General features: G+C 72.9%; 14 protein-coding genes. 5 read left to right on the top strand and 9 right to left on the bottom strand.

Annotation, left to right across the window (positions count from 1 at the left end; all coding sequences use genetic code 11):
* Positions 1-191: 191 nt before the first annotated feature.
* On the bottom strand, positions 192-1223 hold the full coding sequence (locus AC0HI0_RS21570; protein ID WP_480934184.1) for an AI-2E family transporter: 1032 nt from the start codon (positions 1221-1223) through the stop codon (positions 192-194).
* 55 nt (positions 1224-1278) lie between these two features.
* On the opposite strand from AC0HI0_RS21570, the gene AC0HI0_RS21575 reads away from it, so the two are divergent.
* The 3 genes from AC0HI0_RS21575 (at position 1279) to AC0HI0_RS21585 (ending at position 3451) form a co-directional block, all read left to right on the top strand.
* A complete protein-coding gene (locus AC0HI0_RS21575; protein WP_480934185.1) occupies positions 1279-1899 on the top strand; it encodes a hypothetical protein in 621 nt (206 codons plus the stop codon).
* Positions 1896-2792, top strand: coding sequence for a DUF4231 domain-containing protein (locus AC0HI0_RS21580; RefSeq protein WP_480934186.1), 897 nt, complete (start codon positions 1896-1898; stop codon positions 2790-2792). The genes AC0HI0_RS21575 and AC0HI0_RS21580 overlap by 4 nt, the downstream gene beginning before the upstream one ends.
* 140 nt (positions 2793-2932) lie before the next feature.
* Positions 2933-3451: a lytic polysaccharide monooxygenase auxiliary activity family 9 protein gene (locus AC0HI0_RS21585; RefSeq protein WP_480934187.1), complete on the top strand. Its 519-nt coding sequence runs from the start codon at positions 2933-2935 to the stop codon at positions 3449-3451.
* Between the two features lie 87 nt (positions 3452-3538).
* Here the strand turns inward: AC0HI0_RS21585 and AC0HI0_RS21590 are convergent, their stop codons facing one another.
* Complete coding sequence (locus AC0HI0_RS21590) at positions 3539-4267, bottom strand: SDR family NAD(P)-dependent oxidoreductase (protein ID WP_480934188.1); 729 nt, start codon at positions 4265-4267, stop codon at positions 3539-3541.
* A 701-nt stretch (positions 4268-4968) separates the two neighbouring features.
* Between AC0HI0_RS21590 and AC0HI0_RS21595 the strand changes: the two genes are divergently transcribed.
* Entirely contained in the window at positions 4969-5451 is a 483-nt protein-coding gene (locus AC0HI0_RS21595) for an ANTAR domain-containing protein (protein ID WP_480934189.1), read from the top strand.
* Here AC0HI0_RS21595 and treZ read toward each other — a convergent pair.
* From treZ to AC0HI0_RS21625, 6 genes are all read right to left on the bottom strand, one after another.
* A complete protein-coding gene (gene treZ / locus AC0HI0_RS21600; RefSeq protein WP_480934190.1) occupies positions 5400-7127 on the bottom strand; it encodes a malto-oligosyltrehalose trehalohydrolase in 1728 nt (575 codons plus the stop codon). The genes AC0HI0_RS21595 and treZ overlap by 52 nt on opposite strands.
* Positions 7124-9280: a malto-oligosyltrehalose synthase gene (treY, locus tag AC0HI0_RS21605; protein ID WP_480934191.1), complete on the bottom strand. Its 2157-nt coding sequence runs from the start codon at positions 9278-9280 to the stop codon at positions 7124-7126. The genes treZ and treY overlap by 4 nt, the downstream gene beginning before the upstream one ends.
* The gene (gene glgX / locus AC0HI0_RS21610; protein ID WP_480934192.1) at positions 9277-11400 is read right to left on the bottom strand and encodes a glycogen debranching protein GlgX; all 2124 of its coding nucleotides are present in this window, start codon (positions 11398-11400) and stop codon (positions 9277-9279) included. Before glgX ends, treY begins: the two co-directional genes overlap by 4 nt.
* 50 nt (positions 11401-11450) lie before the next feature.
* Entirely contained in the window at positions 11451-11786 is a 336-nt protein-coding gene (locus AC0HI0_RS21615; RefSeq protein WP_480934193.1) for a hypothetical protein, read from the bottom strand.
* Positions 11787-11874: 88 nt separating this feature from the next.
* Positions 11875-13737: a 4-alpha-glucanotransferase gene (gene malQ, locus AC0HI0_RS21620; protein WP_480934194.1), complete on the bottom strand. Its 1863-nt coding sequence runs from the start codon at positions 13735-13737 to the stop codon at positions 11875-11877.
* 147 nt (positions 13738-13884) lie between these two features.
* Positions 13885-14802 (bottom strand): LacI family DNA-binding transcriptional regulator, encoded by a 918-nt coding sequence (locus AC0HI0_RS21625; RefSeq protein ID WP_480934195.1) that lies wholly within the window; start codon positions 14800-14802, stop codon positions 13885-13887.
* A 130-nt stretch (positions 14803-14932) separates the two neighbouring features.
* Here AC0HI0_RS21625 and AC0HI0_RS21630 point away from each other — a divergent pair, with 130 nt between their 5' ends.
* Complete coding sequence (locus AC0HI0_RS21630) at positions 14933-15391, top strand: peroxiredoxin (protein ID WP_480934196.1); 459 nt, start codon at positions 14933-14935, stop codon at positions 15389-15391.
* Between the two features lie 5 nt (positions 15392-15396).
* Here the strand turns inward: AC0HI0_RS21630 and AC0HI0_RS21635 are convergent, their stop codons facing one another.
* On the bottom strand, positions 15397-15978 hold the full coding sequence (locus AC0HI0_RS21635) for a TetR/AcrR family transcriptional regulator (RefSeq protein WP_480934197.1): 582 nt from the start codon (positions 15976-15978) through the stop codon (positions 15397-15399).
* Position 15979: the final 1 nt, after the last annotated feature.

The raw sequence follows: 15979 nt of genomic DNA on the forward strand, positions 1-15979 counted from the left end.
TCAGCTCTGCCAACGACATCGAAGTGAGATCGAGCAAACCCGACGGCAGTTCCGTCGGTGAAAGCGCTGCCACACCGACCGCCTCCCCACGCTCGTCCGCCTTTACCGCATGATGCCCGAACGACTCCGGCCACGTCTGCCCCCAGGCCGATATTCACCCGACGGCCGACCGGCGGGTACGGCCGACAGGTCTATTCCGGGCGTACTCGCGCGGTGAGGAAGGCGTCCGCCCAGCGGGCTTTGGGATCGATGTCGACCAGCAGCAGCTTCACCAGCAGGGTGAGCGGGATGGCCAGCACCGCGCCGAGCGGGCCGATCAGCCACGCCCAGAACAGCAGGGCGAGAAAGGTGACGGTGGCCGAGAGGCCCACCGAGTCGCCGACGAACCGGGGCTGGATCAGCGTCTGCACCACGAAGTTCAGCACGCTGTAGATCACGATCACCCACACCGCGCTCGGCCAGCCGCCCTCCAGCAGCGCCAGCACGACCGGCGGCAGCAGGCCGAGCACGAAGCCCACGTTGGGGATGTAGTTGGTGATGAACGCGAGCAGCGCCCACAGGATCGGCAGCGGGATGCCCATGATCGCCAGCGCGACGCCGTCCAGCACGGCCACGATCAGCCCGAAGACCGTCGACACGACCAGGTAGCTGCGGGTGCCCGCGGCGAACCGGGCCAGCGCCGAGGCGACCTCCGGCCGGTCGGCGGCGATCACCGCCATCCGCGCGCCGGTGCTGCCCGCGTCGACGCTGAGGAACAGCAGCAGGCACAACAGGAACACGATGTTCGAGGCGAGCCCGCCCACGCTGCTCAGCACGGTGCCGAGGATGCCCGCGACCTTGCCGACGTCGAGGCTCTCGGCGACCTTGCGCAGCTCCTCCGCGCCCACGCCGAACCGGGACAGCTCGCTCGCCGCCGCGTCGGCCAGGTCCCGCGCCCGGTCGGCGTACTGGGGCAGCTCGGTCGCCAACTGGGCCACCGACACCACCAGGACGACGACCAGCGACAGCAGGATGGCGTAGACGCCGATCACCAGCGCGGTGGCGGCCACCCAGTTCGGCAGGCCCTTGCGGCGCAGCCACCGGTGCACCGGGCTGACCGCGATCACCAGCGTCAGCGCCAGGAACACCGGGCCGATCAACCACGACATCGCCATGATCCCGGCGCCCGCGATCACCGCGGCGGCCGTGCCCAGCAGTACGACGAGCCCTCGGGGAAGGTCCACTCCCGCCAGGGTAAGGCCGGCACAGCGGCCCGGCCTGCCGGTAGCGTCGCGGTCCATGCGAGTCACGTCGCCCGCCGGTCGGTCGCTGCCGGGTCTGCCGTCCGGCCGACCGGTGTTGGTGCTGGTCGGCGGAGCGGGCCGGATGACGCCGGATGACATCGCGCGGACCGAGGTCGTTTTTGGCGACTTGGTGCCAGTGCTCGACGCCGTGGACGCCGTGGTGGTCGACGGCGGCACGGACAGCGGCGTCATGCGGGCCATGGGCCGGGCCCGGGCGCGGTGGCGCGGCGGGTTCCCGTTGGTGGGCGTGGTGGCCGAGGGCGTGCCGGCGGTCCTGGAGCCCAACCACACGGCGATCGTGCGGGTGCCGGGCGACCAGTGGGGCGACGAGGTGCCGTGGCTGGCCTCGATCGCGGCCGATGTCGCCGGGCCGCGCCCGTCGGTCACCGTGCTGGTCAACGGCGGCGAGATCACGTTCCGGGACGCGACGCTGAGCCTGGCGCACGGGCGTCCGCTGCTGGTGGTGCGCGGCACCGGCCGGACCGCGGACGCGATCGCGGGCGCGGACGGTCCCGAGGCGGCGCGGATCGCCGGGTCGCCGCTGACCTCGGTGGTGGAGCCGACCGGCCTGGCCGCCCGCGTGGACCGGGTGCTACGGGAGGGAGTGGTGGGATGAAGGGGTTAGCCGACGGTGACCTGCCCGGGTTGTTCGAGGCCGCCGACGCCGCCTCGCTGGACGGCCAGCGGCGGTACGTGCGGACGGTGCGGCTGCGGCTGGTGCTCGCGGTGGTGGCCGCCGCGACCGGGGTGTGGCCGCTGCTGGTGGGTCGGATCGACCTGGCCGCCGTCGGCACCGCGATCGCGCTGGCCGCGGTGACCGTGACCGAGCTGAACCTGAAGTCGACCAGGCCCGAGGACCGCTGGTACGACGGGCGGGCGCTGGCCGAGTCGACCAAGAGCCTGGCCTGGAAGTTCGCCGTCGGCGGCAACCCGTTCGCGCGGACCGGCCGGGCCAACCGCGACCCGCAGAACGTCGAGCGCGAGTTCATCCGGCAGCTGCGCGAGCTGCTGGAGGAAGCGCCGACCACCGCCATCACGCCCTCGCACCGGCCCGTGGTGACCCCGGCGATGCGCGCGCTGCGGTCCCGGGACCTGGCCACCCGCAAGGCCGTCTACCTGCGCGAGCGGATCACCGACCAGCAGGACTGGTACACCCGCCGGGCCGAGCGCAACCAGCGGCGCGCCGGGTGGTGGCGGACCTCGCTGCTGGCGATCGAGGTGGCCGGGATCGGCGCGGCGCTGGCCAAGGCGGTCGGCGCGATCACCATCGACCTGGCGGGCGTGGTGGCCGCGGTGATCGCCGCCGGCACCGCGTGGATGAGCCTGCGCCAGCTGTCCACGCTCGCCCGCGCGTACACCTTCGCGGCCAACGAGCTGGGCATCGTGCGCGGCCGGCTGGAGCTGGTCGAGGACGAGGTGGCGTGGGCCGCCGAGGTGGCCGACGCGGAGGACGCGGTGAGCCGCGAGCACACCATGTGGCGGGCCTCCCGGACCCGGCCTTCCAGTTAAAAGTTGTCACGGGGCAATCACACAGAGTATGGTCTAGACCTGCCGCCGCGTTGGGTGAAATGTCCGCCCAAAGCGGTTTCGGCTGCTTCGGGAACGGGCCGGCCCAGCGAATGTCCTGTCCACCCGAAAGGAGCTGACACATGGCACTCCGCCGACGGATCGCCGCGATGGCGGCCGGCGTGCTCGCCGCGCCGCTGCTGGTGGTCGCACTGCCGACCTCCCAGGCGTTCGCCCACGGATACGTGTCGTCGCCGCCCAGCAGGCAGGCGCAGTGCGCCAAGGGCACCGTGAGCTGCGGGAGCATCAAGTACGAGCCGCAGAGCGTGGAAGGCCCGAAGGGTCTGCGCAGCTGCAACGGCGGCGTCGCCGGGTTCGCCGACCTGAACAACGACAGCAAGGGTTGGAAGGTCACGAGCGTCGGCCAGACGGTCACGTTCAACTGGGTGTTCACCGCCCGCCACCGCACCGCCAACTACGAGTACTACATCGGCGGCAAGCGGGTCGGGTTCGTCGACGGCAAGAACCAGCAGCCGCCGGCGTCCGTGTCGCACACCATCAACCTCGGTGGCGTCACCGGCCAGCAGAAGGTGCTCGCCATCTGGAACATCGGCGACACCTCCAACGCGTTCTACGCCTGCATCGACGTCAACGTGAGCTGATGACGGCCTGAGAACGCGGCAAGACCGAACACCGGCGGGGGCGTGCCAGCCTGTAGGCACGCCCCCGCCCCATGTCCGCCGGTGGGCTCAGCTGGTGAACCCGCCGTCCACGGCCAACTGCGTGCCGGTCACGTACCGGGCCTCGTCGGAGACCAGGTAGGCCACGGCGCCCGCGATCTCGTCGGGCCGCCCGTACCGGCCGACCGCGGTGAACGCGCGGATCGCGTCCGCCATCGGGTGGTCCTCGGGGTTGAGGTCGGTGGCGGTCGGGCCGGGGCAGACCAGGTTGACCGTGATGCCGCGCGGCCCCAGCTCCCGGCCCAGCGCCTTGGTCAGGCCCAGCAGGGCCGCCTTGCTCGCCGAGTACAGCGAGAAGCCGGGGAACGCGGCCCGCTCGGCGACGTTGCTGCCGATGCTCACGATCCGCCCGCCCGCGCCCAGGTGCGGCAGGGCCGCCTTGACCGCCAGGAACGGCGCGCGCACGTTCACGTCGAAGGTCCGGTCGAACTCCTCGACCCCCAGTTCCGCCACCGGCCCCACCAGGAACTCGGCGGCGTTGTTCACCACGACGTCCAACCGGCCCAACGTGCCGACCGTCCGGTCGACCGCCGCCGCGATCGCCGCCGGGTCCGCGCTGTCCGCCCGGATCGCCAGCACCCGGCGGCCCGCGGCCTTGATCCGCTCCACCACGTCGTCCGCGTTGTTCCGGTAGGTCACCGCGACGTCCGCGCCCTCGCGCGCCAGCCGTTCCGCCACCGCCGCGCCGATCCCCCGACTACCACCCGTGACCAGTGCGACCTTGCCTTCGATGTTCATGGAAGTCATCGTGGTCGGCCGGCGGCCGGAATTCCGGCGGCAATCGGACGTCGCGCCGGCGTCCGGCGACGGATCAAGAAATCCCGTTGCGAGGCCCTCCGGTGACCGCATAGCGTTCGCGGTACACGAGGAAGGAGGTGGTCCGAAGTTGAATAGCTATAGGACTCGTCGTGAGGTGGCTGTCCGCTAGGACCTCCCCCAAGGTGGTCTGGGCGAATCCCAGGCAGCCACCCGGCCCCCGTGACCCCGAGCCCAGTCCAGCTCGGCCCGCACCCCGGTGCGGGAGACGGTCAGGGGGCCGTTTCACGTTCCCGGACGCTCACCCTGCGTATGCGCCGACCCGCCTGTTCGCCGAGCCGTCCGCCGAGCCTCCCGCCGCGCCGCAACGGGCCGCACGCCGCCGGCGCTCCCGGACCCGCCCGAACTGTCGGGAACCGACCCTTCCCCGTGCCGCACCGGGTTCTCCGCTGGTCGCCGTCGATCGCGCACCGGTCCGGCCGGCGAACCTCGCCCCCCGAAACCGGACGTCCCGCCGGTCTCGACTACGGTGATCGTTCACGCGGTTGAAAAGCCAGCCGCAAGCCACCAGGAGCCCAGCACGCTGGGCACCAGGGTCAGCGACCGCTGAGGGCTTGCCGGGGCTGGCACCGCCCTCCCTCGCGCGCGCCGGCCCGCTTTCGACGCGCGAGAGGAGCCCGACCGTGGTCGGGGACGACGGACTGGACGGAACGCTTGCCGCGCGGATCGCCAGCCTTGAGGCCGAGGTGTCGGGACTGCGCAAGGCGGTGCAGACCCGCACCGTCATCGGACAGGCCACCGGCCTGATCGCGGCCGTGCAGGGCTGCACCCCGCAGCAGGGGTTCCGGCTGCTGGTCGCCATGTCACAGCACCACAACGTGAAGCTGCACACCATCGCCGTGAAACTGCTCGACCTGGCGGCCGAACTCGGCCCGCGCCGCGCCGTGCACGCGGTCCACCAGCCCAACGGCGAGGTGGACCCCGCCGACTGGCCCGGGGTGGACGTGGTGCAGGCCGCGCGGCGGCTGGTCGCGGCCTACGACGCGGCCAACACCGCCGGGGCGGAACAGCCCGAGGTGCGAAGACAGCTCGCCGACCAGGTCACCCTGGCCGGTCAACTGCTCGCGGAGAAACTGGCCGCCGTCGGCTGGCTGCCCGACAGCTGAACGACCGCGAACGACTCGGCGGGCAGGCGCACGGCCTGCCCGACCACCTCCGCCCCGCCCGACGCCAGCAGCACCTCGCCGGCCAAGGGCACCTGCGCGGCCACCGCGCCGAGGTTGCACGCCACCCGCAGGCCGCCGCGCGCCAGCACCAGCACGGCACCGTCCCGCTCGACCCCGAACCGGTCCAGCCGGGGGTCCGACAGCTCGGGTCGGGACCGGCGCAGCGCGATCAGCGCGCGGTACAGCTCCAGCACCCGCCGGTGCGGGTCGGCGGACCGCTCGGCCCAGTCCAGCCGCGACCGCTCGACGGTCGCCGGGTCCACCGGGTCGGGCACGTCCGACTCGCCCCACCCGTGCCGGGCGAACTCGCGCCGCCGGCCGGTGCGCACCGCCTCGGCGAGTTCCGGGTCCGGGAAGGACGCGAAGAACTGCCACGGCGTGCTCGCCGCCCACTCCTCCCCCATGAACAGCATCGGCGTGTACGGCGAGCACAGCACGATCGCCGCGCCCACCGCGAGCAGGCCCGGCGACACCGTCGCGGACAGCCGGTCGCCGGTCGCCCGGTTGCCGACCTGGTCGTGGTTCTGCAGGTAGGCCAGGAACCGGTACCCGGGCAGGCGCCTGTCCACCGGACGCCCGTGGTGCCGGTGCCGGAACGACGACCACGTGCCGGCGTGGAAGAACACCTCCCGCAACGTCGTCGGCAGCGCGTCGACGAAGTCCGGGTAGTAGCCGAACGTCTCCCCGGTCAACGCCACGTGCAGCGCGTGGTGCAGGTCGTCGTCCCACTGCGCGGTCAGCCCGTACCCGCCGGCCTCCCGCGCGCTCACCAGCCGGGCGTCGTTCAGGTCGGACTCGGCGATCAGGGTCAGCGGCCGGCCGACCGCCGCCGACAGCGCGTCCACCTCGACCGCGAGCTGTTCCAGCACGTGCACCGCGCCCCGGTCGACCAGCGCGTGCACCGCGTCCAGCCGCAGCCCGTCGACGTGGAAGTCGCGCAGCCAGCCCAGCGCGTTGTCGACCACGTAGCGGCGCACCTGGTCGGAGTCCGCGCCGTCCAGGTTGAGGCCGGGGCCCCAGTCGTTGCTGCCCGCGAAGTACGGCCCGAACCGGTCCAGGTACGCACCGGACGGCCCGAGGTGGTTGTAGACCACGTCCAGCAGCACGGCCAGGCCACGCGCGTGACAGGCGTCCACGAACCGCTTGAACCCGTCCGGCCCGCCGTAGGGCTCGTGCACCGCGCCCCACAGCACGCCGTCGTAGCCCCAGCCCGCGACCCCGTCGAACGAGTTCACCGGCATCACCTCGACGTGCGTGATCCCGAGGTCCACCAGGTGGTCCAGCCGGGCCACGGCCCCGTCGAAGGTGCCCTCCGGCGTGAACGTCCCGATGTGCAGCTCGTAGATCACCGCGCCGGGCAGCCCGCGCCCGGTCCACGACCCGTCGCCCCACTCGAACGCCGCGTGGTCGTAGACCCGCGACGCCTCGTGCACCCCGTGGGGCTGCCACAGCGATCGCGGGTCGGGCAGCGCGTCGCCGTCGAGCACGAACGCGTAGTCCACGCCGTGCGCGTCGCTGTGCCACCACCCGCCGTCGCCGGCGGTCATCTCGTGGTCCTGCCCGTCCACCCGCACCTGGACGCGCTCGTGGTGCGGCGCCCACACCGAAAAGCTCACTGATCTCCTCGCACCAGCAGTGCCACCGGGTAGTGGTCCAACAGGTCGGCCAGGCGGGTCCGCGCGGGCCGGGACGTGAGCACGTCGGTCCACGCGCCGGGCGGCAGCGGCAGTTCGGTCCCGCCCCAGCCCCCGGCCTCGGCCAGGCCGACCGGCAGCCGGGTGGCCACCGCGATCAGGCCGGTCCGCTCGAACGCGACGACGTGCGCCGCGCGCGGCCCGGAGGCGGGCAGCGGCCGGTAGCCGCGAAACAGCTCCGGCCGGTCGCGCCGCAGCCGCAACGCCTTGTGCACCACCAGCAGCTTGGCCGCGCCGGACGCGTCCACCGGCGGCAGCCAGCCGTCCGCGATCGCGTCCAGCAGCGCGCGCCGCGCGGGGTAGTCCACCGGCCGCCGGTTGTCCGGGTCGACCAGCGAGAGGTCCCACAGCTCGGTGCCCTGGTAGACGTCCGGCACGCCGGGCGCGGTGAGCTGCACCAGCTTCTGCCCCAGCGCGTTGGACCAGCCGGGGGCCTCGACCCGGCGCGCGAACCCGGCCACGTCGGCGGCCACCGGCCCGTCGAGCACCTGGCCCGGCCACGCCGCGACGGCCGCCTCGAACGGCTCGTCGTGGTCCACCCAGGTGGTGCGGACCTTGGACTCCTTGGCCGCCTTGTCCAGGTAGCCCGCCATCCGCTCGGCGGTGATCGGCCACGCGCCCACCAGCGACTGCCACGCCAGCAGGTTCAGCGACGGCTCGTCGATCGGGTGCGCCCCGGTCCACCGCCGGACCGCCGCGGCGAACTCGTCGGGGATCTCGGCGAGCACCGCCAGCCGGGCCCGCACGTCCTCGGACCGCTTGGTGTCGTGGGTGGACAGCGTCGTCATCGCGGCCGGCGAACCGGCCTCGCGGGCCGCCGCGCGCGCGTGGAACTCGGCCGGGGACATGCCGAACCGGTCCGGCGCGCCGCCCACCTCGTTGAGCGCCACGAACCGGGTGTACCGGTAGAACGCGGTGTCCTCGGTGCCCTTGGCGACCACCATGCCGGAGGTCTGCTGGATCCGGGTGGCCAGTTCGCCGCGCGGGTCGGCGCGGACCTGCTCGTCGAGCACCCGCACCGCCGGGGAGTCGCCCGCCGCCGCGACCGCCGCGTCCCAGGCGTCGCGCCCCTCGGGCAGGTAGGACCGGTAGACCGGGAACGCGGCCAGCACCCGCGCCACGGCCCGTTCGGCGAGGTCCCGGTCCGGGTGGTCGACCAGGGCCGCGATGCGGCGCACCTCGGCGCGCAGGAGCGTGTCGGCGACCAGTTCGCGGCACTCGTGCTCGACCGAGGCGAAGTCCGTGGGCACGCCCAGTTCGCGGGCCAGCGCGGTGCAACCGGGTTCGCCCGCCGGGTCCACGAACAGCCCGCACACCTCGCGCAGCGCGTCGTAGCCGGTGGTGCCGTCGACCGGCCAGCTCGCGGGCAGCGCCTCGTCCGGGCCGAGGATCTTCTCCACGACCAGCCAGCAGCCCGCCCGCTCGCGCAGCCGGCGCACGTACCCGCCGGGGTCGGCCAGGCCGTCCGGGTGGTCGACCCGCAGCCCGGTCACGTCGCCGGCCGCCACCCAGCGCAGCACCTCGCCGTGCGTGGCCTCGAACACCTCCGGGTCCTCCACCCGCACCCCGGCCAGGGTGGTGATGTCGAAGAACCGCCGGTAGTTGAGTTCGGTGTTGCCGCGCCGCCAGAACGCCGACACGTAGTGCTCGTGCTCCCGCTCGTCCTCGGGCGAGCCCGCGAACGGCAGCAGCACCTTGCCCGAGGACCAGTCGATGTCGAAGTACCCGGCGTACGGCGATTTCGGGCCGCGCTGGAGCACGTCCCACCACCACGGGTCCACCGGGCCGTCCTCGACGGCCATGTGGTTGGGCACGATGTCCACCACGAGTCCCAGCCCGGCCTGCCGCAGCGCCTTGCCCAGCGCCTGCCGGCCCGCCTCGCCGCCGAACTCCTCGCGCGCCCGCGTCGGGTCCACCACGTCGTAGCCGTGCGTGGACCCCGGCACCGCCTCCAGCAGCGGCGACGCGTAGAGCGCGCCGACGCCCAGCGCGTCGAGGTAGTCGACGACCGCTTCGGCGTCGGCGAAGGTGAACCCGGGCGTGAACTGGATCCGGTAGGTCGACGCCGGGGTCATTCGACGCCCGTCCGCTGGAGCACGACCAGCGAGCGCGCGGTCAGCGCGACCGTGCCGCCCGCGGGCACCGGCTCGCCCCGGTCGGCGTCGCGCACCACACCGGTCGCCGTGTCGATCACCACCGTCCACTGCGGACCGTAGCTCGGGTCGGGCAGGGTGGTCTCGATGTCCTCGTAGTGGGCGTTGAACGCGATCAGGAACGAGTCGTCCAGGATCCGCATCCCGCGCCGGTCCAGGCTCGGGATGCCCTCGCCGTTGAGGAAGACCACGACGCAGCGGCCGAAGTCGTCCTCCCAGTTCTGCTCGGTCATCTCCTCGCCGGCGGGGGTGAACCAGGCGATGTCGCGCAGCTCGTCGCCCTTGCGGATCGGCTTGCCCTGGAAGAACCGGCGGCGGCGGAGCACCGGGTGCCTGCGCCGGAAGTCGGCGAGCGCGCCGGTGAACTCCACCAGGTCCTTGTTCTTCTCCAGCAGCGTCCAGTCCACCCAGGACAGTTCGTTGTCCTGGCAGTAGGCGTTGTTGTTGCCCTGCTGGGTGCGGCCCAGCTCGTCGCCGTGCAGCAGCATCGGCACGCCCTGCGAGAGCAGCGTGGTGGCCAGCAGGTTGCGGCGCTGCCGGTCGCGCAGGTCGTTGACCTCGGGGTCGTCGGTCGGACCCTCCACACCGCAGTTCCACGAGCGGTTGTCGTCCGCGCCGTCGCGGCCGTCCTCGCCGTTGGCGTCGTTGTGCTTGTCGTTGTAGGACACCAGGTCGGTGAGCGTGAACCCGTCGTGCGCGGTGACGAAGTTGATCGACGCGTAGGGCCGCCGGCCGTCGTCCTGGTAGAGGTCGGAGGAGCCGGTGATCCGGGACGCGAACTCGCCCAGCGTGGCCGGCTCGCCGCGCCAGAAGTCCCGCACGGTGTCCCGGTACTTGCCGTTCCACTCGGTCCACAGCGGCGGGAAGTTGCCCACCTGGTAGCCGCCGGGCCCGACGTCCCACGGCTCGGCGATCAGCTTCACCTGGCTGACCACCGGGTCCTGCTGCACCAGGTCGAAGAACGTGGACAGCCGGTCCACGTCGTAGAACTCGCGGGCCAGCGTGGCGGCCAGGTCGAACCGGAAGCCGTCCACCCGCATCTCGGTCACCCAGTACCGCAGCGAGTCCATGATCAGCTGCAACGTGTGCGGGCTGCGCACGTTGAGCGAGTTCCCGGTGCCGGTGTAGTCGGTGTAGTACTTCGGGTTGTCCTCGTCCAGCCGGTAGTACGCCTGGTTGTCGATGCCGCGCATGGACAACGTCGGCCCGAGGTGGTTGCCCTCGGCGGTGTGGTTGTAGACCACGTCCAGGATGACCTCGATGCCCGCCTCGTGCAGGGCGCGGACCATGCCCTTGAACTCCTGCACCTGGTTGGCCTGCTGCGGCAACGCCGCGTAGCCGTCGTGCGGCGCGAAGAACCCGATCGTGTTATATCCCCAGTAGTTCCGCAGGTTCTTCTCGGACAGCACGTGATCGGTGATGAACTGGTGCACCGGCATCAGCTCGATCGCGGTGACGCCCAGCGCTTTCAGGTGGTCGACCACCGCGGGGTGCGCGAGGCCCGCGTAGGTGCCGCGCAACCGTTGCGGCACCTCGGGGTGGTGCATGGTCAGGCCGCGCACGTGCGTCTCGTAGATGACCGATTCGTTGTACGGGGTCTTCGGCGGGCGGTCGTTGGCCCAGTCGAAGAACGGGTTCACCACCACCGAGAGCGGCACGTGACCGGCGGAGTCCAGGTCGTTGCGCTCCCCGGGTGCCCCGAACGGGTAGCCGAACAGCGATTCGTGCCAGTCCACCGCGCCGCTGATCGCCTTGGCGTACGGGTCGATCAGCAGCTTGTTCGGGTTGCACCGCAGCCCGTGCTCCGGGTCGTGCGGGCCGTGCACGCGGTAGCCGTACTTCTGGCCGGGACCGATGCCGAGCAGGTAGCCGTGGTGGACGAAGCCGTCCACCTCCGGCAGCCGGACCCGGGTCTCGGTCCCGTCGTCGTCGAACAGGCACAGCTCGACGTGGTCGGCCACCTCGGAGAACAGGGCGAAGTTGGTGCCGACGCCGTCGTAGCCTGCGCCGAGCGGGTAGGGCGTTCCGGGCCAGGGCCGCACAGGTGCTCCTCCGGGACGAGCTGGAACGATTTCGACCCTACCGTTCTAGATCACGGTCTCCGGGTGTGCGACCGGACGAGCTGGCCCCGGGCCGCCACGAGCAGCAGCCTGGCCTCCTGGAGTTCGCCGTAGCGCAGGTGCTCCGCGGCCGCTTCCGCGCAGGCCACAGCCTGTTCGAGGGCGTCGTCGGCGGTCGGGTCGGTGCGCCTGAGGGCGTCCACCAAGGATTCTTCGGCCTGTGGCGCGTTCGACACCCCGTCGAGGGGTTCCGACGGTCGGACGGCCGCCAGCGCGTACTCGACGGCGCTCTCCAGGGCGTCGCCCGGACCGACCGCGGTCATCTGCTCCGGCACCGTCCCGGTGCGGGCCACCAAATCGGTGTTCACTGGTGAATGCCACCTCCAAGGCTGGCGCGGGTGACGAATCGACGATACCCCGCGGCGGTGCGGCCCGCGGCGACCGGCGCGTTCCCGATCACCGGCCACGACCCGTCGCGAGCGCCGCGGCCACCCGCCGCACGCGGTCGTCCTCGAACAGGCCGGCCAGCCCGACCGGCAGCGGGATCCGCCAGTTCGGGTACTGGTCGACGGTGCCGGGCAGGTTCGGCTGGCGGATCTCCCCCAGGGCGTCCTGGGGCGATGTCAGCAGCAGCAGCGACGGTGCCTTCGCTAGTAGGGCGTGGAAAGCGGTAACCAGGTCATCGGCAGCCACCCCTTCCTGCTTGAGGAGTCGGAGCAATTCTCCGCGCTCCCGCTCCGCGTTCCGGAATTCCCCTTCGGGGTCGCCGGCAAACTGCCCCAGATCGGCTCGCAGCCGAACGTGTTCGGCGCTCAGGAAGCCGGCGACGGTCGGCAGGTCGTGGGTGGAGATGCTGGCCATCGCCGACGTGGTCCACTCCGCCGGCGGGATCAGCGGGTGGCCGGGCCGGTCGTAGTCGCGCTGGAACCACAGCACGGCCGAACTGAGCATGCCGTGCTCGTGCAGGCTGTCGGTGACCTTCGGCTCGACCGTGCCCAGGTCCTCCCCCACCACCACCGCGCCCGCCCGGTGCGCCTCCAGGGTCAGCACGGCGAGCATCGCGTCGTCGTCGTAGTGCACGTAGGTGCCCCGGCTCGCGGGCTCGCCCGGCGGGATCCACCACAGCCGCCACAGGCCCGCGACGTGGTCGATCCGGATGCCGTCGCCGTGCCGCAGCACGTTGCGCAGCACCGCGCGGAACGGTTCGTAGCCCTGCTCGGCGAGCCGGTCCGGCCGCCACGGCGGCAGGTTCCAGTCCTGGCCGAGCTGGCTGAACCCGTCCGGCGGCGCGCCCACCCGCACGTCCGGCGCGAACGCGTCGCGCAGCGCCCAGGTGTCCGCCCCGCCGGGGTGCACGCCGACCGGCAAGTCGTGCACGATGCCGACCGGCATCGCCCCGGCGGCCCGGCGGGCGTCCGCGAGCTGCCGCTCGCACAGCTCCTGGAGCCACACGTGGAACGCCACCCGGTCCGGGTCGGCGGTCGCCGTCGCCGGGTCGCGCTGCGCCGCCGGCCACTGCCGCCAGTCCGGGCCGTGCACCTCGGCGAGGGCGCAGAACCGGGCGAACTCCCGCAGGTCGCCCTCCGGGGCGGCGTGCTCCACGGCCGGCCAGAGCAGCTCCAGGGCCGCCTTCTTGGCCGTCCACACCGCGTCGTAGTCGATCAGCTCGGTGTCGTTGGCGGGGCGCAGCGCGTCGACCGCCGCGCGGGTCGCGTCGTCGGCGGCCCGGTAGGCGTCGGTGTCCTCGACCCGCAGGTACAGCGGGTTGGCGTACCGGCGGCTGGACGGGGAGTAGGGCGACCGTTCGACCGGGACGGTCGGCGCGACCGCCTGCACCGGGTTGACCAGCAGCACGCCCGCGCCGAGTTCGCCGGCGCTGCGCCGGGCGATCGTGGCGAGGTCGGCGAAGTCGCCCATGCCCCACGACCCGTCCGAGCGCATCGCGTAGAGCTGGAGCATCCAGCCCCAGGTCTTGGGCACCGGGGCCAACTCGCGCGGCGCGACCACCACCGTGCGCCCGCCCAGCCGGTGGTAGCCCGCCGGCGGTTCGGCGGGCAGGGTCAGCTCGCCGCCGTCCTCCAGCGCCAGCACCCCGACCCCGTCGAGCACGTCGCCGACCCGGAGCACCAGGGTCCTCGGCTCGGGCCGGGGCGCGGCCAGCGCGCGGCGCACGGCCTCCGGGGTCGAGGCGTCCACGTCCAGTTGGGCGAGCACGGCCACCACCACGTCGGCGTCGACGTCCGCGCGGCGCTGCCCGGAATCCTCGTAGTGGGTGGCCACACCGTGCAGTTCGGCCAGTGCGGCCAGCTCGTCGTCCACGTGCGACAGCTTCGTCGCACCGGGTGCCCGGAGGCCAGGCGGGGTCGCCTTGGTCACCCGATGGTCGCAGGAGGTTCATCGGAGTTCACCGCCCGGACGAGTGATCAACAACACCCCCGCCCGACCGCCGGGCTCCACCGCCGGCGGTCACCTCGGACCGGTCGACTCCCGGACCACCAGGTGCACCGACGGGGGCCGGTCGTCGTGCGGCTCGTCGCGCAGTCCGGCCAGGAGGGCGGCCACCGCGTGCTCGCCGCGTTCCCGCCACGCGCCCTCGACCGCCGTGATGCCGACCGCGCGGGCCAGCTCCGGACCGTCCAGGCTGACGATCGACACGTCCTCGGGCACGCCCCGGCCGTCCCGGCGCAGCCGCAGGAACACCCCCAGCGCCACCTCGCCCCGGGCGCAGATCACCGCGGTCGGCAGCCGGTCGCCGTCGAGCAGCACGTCCACCACCTGCTCGCCGCCCGCGACCGTGGACGACGACCAGAGCGTCCACTCCGGACGCACGTCCAGCCCTTCGGCCACCAGCAGCTCGTCGTAGGACTCGTCCACGTCCTCGGGCAGCACCAGCGCCACCTCACGGTGGCCGAGTTCGAGCACGTGGCCCGCGGCCAGCCGCAACGCGTCGCGCAGGTCGTCCGGCCGCACCGCGACCACCGGGACGTCGAGCGCGTCGAGGGCCTGCTGCTCGTCGTGGGAGAAGCCGACGGCGAGCGCGAGGACCCCGTCCACCCGCCGGCCGAGCGCGGGCAGGTCCTCGAAGAACCTGGCGCGCGCCTCGTCGTCGCGCAGCACGTAGAGCAGCACGTCGTAGCCCGCGTTGCGCAGCGCGCCCTCCGCGCCCGAGAGCAGGTCGCCGCGCCCGACGTCGACGGTCAGCACCGCCACCGCGTACTTGCGCCCACCCGCCAGGCTGGACGCGTCGCGCGCGATCGCGTACCGCATCCGCTTGGCCACCTCGGTGACGTAGCGGCGGGTCGCCTCGGACACCCCGGGCTCGCCCCGCAGCGCGCGCGACACGGTGGCCGCCGACACGCCGGCGGCGCGCGCGACATCGGACATGCTGGTCAATGCACACCTCCCGACCTGACACGAGATTAGCGAGAACCGTACGGTCGCCCCGACGCGAACACCCTGCGAGACGTGACCACCACGCCCCGTGGACCTCACCGAGTGGAAGGACGCGCCACCCATGAAGGCAGGCGACACCGCCCCCGACTTCACCCTGGCCGACCAGGACGGCACGCCGCGCACGCTGTCCGGGCTGCTGGCGGACGGCCCGGTGGTGCTCTTCTTCTACCCGGCCGCGATGACCGGCGGCTGCACCGCGGAGAGCTGCCACTTCCGCGACCTGGCGGCCGAGTTCGCGCAGGCCGGTGCCCAGCGGGTGGGCATCAGCACGGACCCGGTGGCCAAGCAGAAGCAGTTCGCGGACCTCAACCACTTCGACTACCCGCTGCTGTCGGACGAGTCGGGCGAGGTGGCGGCCCGATTCGGGGTCAAGCGCCGGTTCGGCCCGCTCCCGGTCAAGCGCCACACGTTCGTGATCGACACCGACCGCACGGTCCTGGACGTGATCAGGTCCGAGTTCTCCATGACCACCCACGCCGACAAGGCCCTCGCCGCCCTGCGCGCCCACGCCGGCCGCTGACGCGGTCAGGGGCGCAGGCCGGCGAGCACGAAGTCCGCGATCTCGGCGGCGAGCACGTCAGGCGGCTTCGGGCCGTCCGGCCGGTACCAGGTCGGCAGCTGGTCGACCACGCCGAGCGCGATCAGCACGGCCGTGTCGGCGGGCACCCGCGCGCTGAACAGCCCCTCGGCCTGCGCCTTCGCCACCACCGCGCGCAACGTCTCGTGGTAGCGGCGGCGGTCCGCGCGGAACCGGGCCATCCGCCCGGCGTCGAGGCGGTGCACCTCGCGCGCGAACACGGCGGTCTCGTCCACGCTCGCCGCGGTGGTCTCGACCAGGTTCACCACGACCTCGCGGACCGTCGTGGCCGGGTCCGCGCCCTGCGCGACGATCCGGTCCAGGTCGGCGGTCTGCCGCTCGATCAGCGCCCGGTAGATCTCGAAGAGCAGGTCGTCCTTGGCACCGAAGTGGTGGTAGAACGCGCCCTTGGTCACCGAGGCGGCCGCCACCACCTCCTGGACGGTCGTCGCGTCGAACCCCTTGGCGGCGAACAGCCGGACCGCCGCGCGCACGATCCGCTCCGACGTCGCCCGCCCCCGGTCGGCCACC

The sequence above is a fragment of the Saccharothrix sp. NBAS 001 genome (genome assembly GCF_056640475.1).

Bases quoted from the DNA above. Each gene is read 5' to 3' on its own strand.
- AC0HI0_RS21575 (WP_480934185.1), top strand. From the start codon at position 1,279: ATGCGAGTCACGTCGCCCGCCGGTCGGTCGCTGCCGGGTCTGCCGTCC.
- AC0HI0_RS21625 (WP_480934195.1), bottom strand. From the start codon at position 14,802: ATGTCCGATGTCGCGCGCGCCGCCGGCGTGTCGGCGGCCACCGTGTCG.
- treY (WP_480934191.1), bottom strand. From the start codon at position 9,280: ATGACCCCGGCGTCGACCTACCGGATCCAGTTCACGCCCGGGTTCACC.
- AC0HI0_RS21630 (WP_480934196.1), top strand. From the start codon at position 14,933: ATGAAGGCAGGCGACACCGCCCCCGACTTCACCCTGGCCGACCAGGAC.
- AC0HI0_RS21590 (WP_480934188.1), bottom strand. From the start codon at position 4,267: ATGAACATCGAAGGCAAGGTCGCACTGGTCACGGGTGGTAGTCGGGGG.
- AC0HI0_RS21585 (WP_480934187.1), top strand. From the start codon at position 2,933: ATGGCACTCCGCCGACGGATCGCCGCGATGGCGGCCGGCGTGCTCGCC.
- AC0HI0_RS21580 (WP_480934186.1), top strand. From the start codon at position 1,896: ATGAAGGGGTTAGCCGACGGTGACCTGCCCGGGTTGTTCGAGGCCGCC.